At 72.0% G+C, this 4,573-nt stretch carries 4 protein-coding genes; 1 reads left to right on the top strand and 3 read right to left on the bottom strand.

Translation table 11 applies throughout. From position 1 onward, the window contains the following. The 3 genes from dprA to E1281_RS37815 form a co-directional block, all read right to left on the bottom strand. The coding region (gene dprA, locus E1281_RS37805; protein WP_131884507.1) for a DNA-processing protein DprA at positions 1-1,145 on the bottom strand (1,145 nt) is incomplete at its 3' end. Then, positions 1,142-2,695: a YifB family Mg chelatase-like AAA ATPase gene (locus tag E1281_RS37810; RefSeq protein ID WP_131884508.1), complete on the bottom strand. Its 1,554-nt coding sequence runs from the start codon at positions 2,693-2,695 to the stop codon at positions 1,142-1,144. The genes dprA and E1281_RS37810, both read right to left, overlap by 4 nt. Continuing rightward, on the bottom strand, positions 2,696-3,049 hold the full coding sequence (locus tag E1281_RS37815) for a YraN family protein (RefSeq protein WP_131884509.1): 354 nt from the start codon (positions 3,047-3,049) through the stop codon (positions 2,696-2,698). A gap of 154 nt (positions 3,050-3,203) precedes the next feature. Here E1281_RS37815 and E1281_RS37820 point away from each other — a divergent pair, with 154 nt between their 5' ends. Beyond that, positions 3,204-4,109 (top strand): tyrosine recombinase XerC, encoded by a 906-nt coding sequence (locus tag E1281_RS37820; protein ID WP_207943753.1) that lies wholly within the window; start codon positions 3,204-3,206, stop codon positions 4,107-4,109. Positions 4,110-4,573 lie beyond the last annotated feature (464 nt).

Here is a 4,573-nt window from a genome sequence, read left to right on the forward strand (position 1 = left end):
GTGGGGCCGGTGGGCGATTTCGCCGACCTGGTCAGGCGCCAGCCGGCGGGGGTGCGGTCGACGAAGCCGGCGGCGGCCAGGAGGCCCAGCTTCGCGTTGATCGTCGTCATGTCGACGCCCGCCTTGACGGCGAGTTGGGCGGGACCGGTCGCGCCGCGAGCCGGGAACGCCTCCAGCACGGATCGGGTGACCGGATCGAGGCGGTCGCGGGGGAGCACCGGGGTGTGCGGTGGCGGAGCGAGGTCCGTGCCGATGCTCCCGACCGCCTCGATGATCTCCTCGCTGCGGGTGACGAGAGTGGTGCCCTCCTCGCGCAGCAGCCGGTGCGCGCCGACCGACGACCGGCTCGTGATCGGGCCGGGCACGGCCATGACGACGCGGCCGAGCCTGGACGCCCAGCCGGCGGTGTTGAGCGCGCCGCTGCGGGCCTCCGCCTCGACGATGACCGTCCCCCGGGACAGGGCGGCGATCACCCGGTTGCGGACGAGGAATCTGAGGCGATGCGGGTGGGTGCCGGGCGGCGACTCGCTCACCAGGAGGGAACGGCGGGCCATCTCGGCGAAGAGGCCCTCGTTGGACGCCGGGTAGGGGACGTCGACCCCGTTGGCGAGGACGGCGACGGTCGGGCCGTCGGCGGCCAGGGCGCCACGGTGGGCGGCCGCGTCGATGCCGAGGGCGCCGCCGGAGATCACGGTCCAGCCTTCGTCGGCGAGGTCCGAGGCGAAGTCGGCGGCGGCGCGCATGCCGTAGGGGGACGCGGCGCGGGAACCGACGATGGCGACCGAACGCAGGCAGCCGTAGCGCAGGTCGCCGTGGCCGCGCAGCCACAGGGCGTAGGGGCGTCCGTCGCCGAGGTCGTCGAGGGTCGTCGGCCATTCGGGGTCTCCCGGGCAGATGAGGCGGCCGCGGAACCGGGCGCAGACGGCCATGTCCTGATCGGGTTCCGCGGCGATCAGCCGGATCCGCCAGTGGTCGAGCCGCTGGATCTCCTTGGCGTCGGCGGACACTCCGCCGGGGAGCCGTCCGGTGCGGATCGATTCGAGCGCCCGCTCCGAACCGGAGTGGTCGATGAGGCGGTTGAGGAAGGTGTCGCCGGGCTCCGCCACGGCGGTGAGCGTGGCGCGGGCCGTTCGTTCGTCGCTCATTGGCGCCCCGCCGACCACAGGGTGAGCGCACCGCCGACGTCGTCCGGGCCGGGTTCGTCGTGGCCCGCCAGGTCGGCGATCGTCCAGGCGACGCGCAGGATGCGGTCCAGGCCGCGGGCGCTGAGCGTGCCTCGGTGCAGGGCCTCGTCGGCGCCCTGCATCGCCTCCGCCGGAGGCGTGAAGCGGCGGCGCAGCTCCGGGCCGGGGATCTCGGAGTTGGAGCGCCACGGAGTGTCGGCCAGGCGTCTGAGCGTCCGTTCCCTTGCGAGCTGGACGCGTTCGGCCACGACCTTGCTGGACTCCGCGAACTCCAGGTCGTAGCGGAGCTCCGCCCGGCTGGCCGGCGCCAGTTCGAGCTTGAGGTCGATGCGGTCGAGGAGCGGGCCAGAGAGGCGGGACGCGTACCTGCGGCGGATTCCGGGAGCACAGGAGCAGTCGACCTGCTTGGCCGCCGCGCACGGACACGGATTCGCCGCCAGGACGAGCGTGAACCGCGCGGGGAAGCGCGCCATGCCCTCGATCCGGTTGATCCGGACCTCGCCCTCCTCTAGGGGCTGCCGGAGGGCGTCGAGGGTTCCCGCGATGAACTCTGGCGCCTCGTCCAGGAAGAGGATGCCCCGATGCGCGAGGGACACCGCGCCCGGCTGGAGGACGCGGCCCGAGCCGCCGCCGACCATCGAGGCGCGCGAGGCGGTGTGGTGCGGAGCGTAGAACGGCGGCTGGGTGATCAGCGGCTGGCCGGGCCGGAGAGTCCCCGCGACGGAGTGGATCGCGGTGACCTCCAGCGCGATGTCGGGCTCCAGCGGCGGCATGAGCGTCGGCAGGCGCTCGGCCAGCATCGTCTTCCCGCAGCCGGGCGGACCGGCGAAGAACAGATGGTGCCCGCCCGCGGCGCTGATCTCCAGCGCCCGGCGCGCCTCGGCCTGCCCCCGGACGTCGTTCAGATCCAGCTCGGGCGGGATGTCCTGCTGCCGCAGGGCGAGCCCGTCCGTGGACGCGGGAGGACCGCTCTCATCGTCCTCCTCGATCGGGGGCGGTTCGTCGCGCAGGAGGCACAGGAGGCCGCGCAGCGTGCTTGCGCTCACGACCTTCATGCCCGGGACGAGTTCGGCTTCGGCGGCGTTGGCGCGTGGGACGACGACCGTCTTACAGCCCTGGTTGGCGGCGGCCAGGACTGCGGGCAGCACACCCTGGATGGGACGGATGCGGCCGTCCAGCCCGAGCTCGCCGATCATCACCAGCCCCGCGCAGGCCCGGGCCGGGACGGTCTCGGCGGCCGCGAGCAACGCTATGGCTATGGCGACATCGAAGGTCGAGCCTTTCTTCGGCATGCTCGCCGGGAACAGCGACACCGTGACGTGCCTGTTGGGCCAGTCTTCGCCCGAATTGAATATCGCGGCGCGGACCCGGTCGCGGGCCTCGCTGAGGGCCGTGTCCGGCAGGCCGACCAGGTGCAGGCCCGGGACGCCGCTGGTGATGGCGGCCTCCACGTCCACCACGAAGCCGTCGACCCCCACCAGGGAGACCGAGCGGGTCTTGGCGAGCGTCATCTAGCACACCTCCCGCAGGTGGTCGATCGAGAAGCCGTCGCCATCGGAGACCAGGCCGAGGACGTCCACCCGGACACGCGTGCCGCCGGCGCCGTGCGCGGCGGCCCACCGCCAGGCCAGCCGCCTCAGGCGGGCCGCCTTGTCCGGGGTGATCGCTTCGAGGGGATCGCCGAAGCGGTCCGAGCCGCGGGTCTTCACCTCGCAGACGACGTGCCCGCGGCCGTCGTGGGCGACGATGTCGAGCTCGCCTTCGGGGCACCTCCAGTTGCGCTCGACGATCGTCCAGCCGAGTCCGGCCAGGTAGTCGGCCGCGGCGTCTTCGCCGCGCCGGCCGAGACTGATGTGCGCTTTCATGCGCCTCACCTCCGGCCTTCGACGTTGCCGGTGTGTGACGCTGCGCGCCCGAACATCCACCGACTGTGGATAACCTCGGGGGGCATCTGCGGCGATCCGCTCGAAACGGTCTCCGGTGCTTGCTTCGGCGGGGACCTTGGCGCAGCGTGACGCTGTGACCAACGCGCTACGGGACGCCCTCTCCGACTTCGAGCGGCATCTGCGCGCCGAACGCGACGTCTCGCCGCACACGCTGCGCGCCTATCTCGGTGATCTGAGCGATCTGACCGGCTATGCCGTCGAGACGGGTGTGACGGAACCTGCCGGCCTCGACCTGCCGCTGCTCCGTGCCTGGCTCGCCCGCCAGCACGCTCTCGGCCGTTCGCGTGCCACTCTGGCCCGTCGCACCGCCGCCGCCCGCGCGTTCACCCGGCATCTGCACCGCCGTGGACTCCTCCAGGACGATCCCGGGCTGCTGCTCGGTACTCCCAAACGGCAGCGTGACCTGCCGGGAGTCCTCACCCAGGACGACGCCGCACGCCTCCTTGACACGGTGGACGCGCAAGGCCCCGTGGGTCTCCGCGATCTGGCCGTCCTGGAGGTCCTCTATGGAACGGGCGTCCGCGTGAGCGAACTGTGCGGCCTCGACATCGACGATCTGGACACCGGTCGCGGGACGGTCCGCGTCCTTGGCAAGGGCGGGCGTGAACGCACCGTTCCCATGGGCGAACCCGCCGCCCGCGCCGTCCAGGACTGGTTGCGCGCAGGACGCCCCGCGCTCGCGACCGAGAACAGCGGCCCGGCCCTCTTCCTGGGCGCTCGCGGTGGACGCCTCCACCCGACGAGTGCGCGCCGCATCGTCCACGCGCGGATCTCCGAGGTCGGCCAGGTACCCGATCTGAGCCCGCACGGACTCCGGCACAGCGCCGCCACCCACCTGCTCGAAGGCGGAGCCGACCTGCGGAGCGTCCAGGAGATCCTCGGCCACGCCTCCCTCCAGACCACCCAGATCTACACCCACGTATCGGCCGAACGGCTCAAGCAGGTCCACCGCCAGGCCCACCCGCGCGGCACGCGCTAATGGCAGTCCAGGCCCACTGCGCTCGCCTGGCGGCTCGCTGTGTTTATTTCAGGAACGGCCCACTGCGCTCGCCTTGCGGCTCCCTCCGTGACCGTTCCTGGTGCGAGCGCGAATCGCTTCGCGATCTTCCCGGTGAGGCTCGCCTTCGGCGTCGCCTCACCGGTCAGTTAGCGCGCTCGCGTGCGTGGTTGGGGTCGCGGGTTGCTGGGTGGGGAGTGATGCTTTGTGCGCTGAGGTGCCTGCTGACTCCTATGTGTTATGGATTCTCGCTTCGCGATTTCCCGGCTAGGGCTCGCCTTCGGCTCTGCCTCACCCGTCAGGTCGTGTTCGCGTGGCGTGGTCGTTGTTCGCTGTTTTGGGGTGGTCGAGTGATGTTTGTGCGCGGTGTGGTGCTCGCCCGTGTGTTGTTCGGGGCTGGGGTGGGCCGCATGGCTGGGTTGGGTTACGGGGTTCGGCGTAGGCGG

This window comes from Actinomadura sp. KC345, from assembly GCF_004348515.1.
Lineage (GTDB): Bacteria > Actinomycetota > Actinomycetes > Streptosporangiales > Streptosporangiaceae > Spirillospora.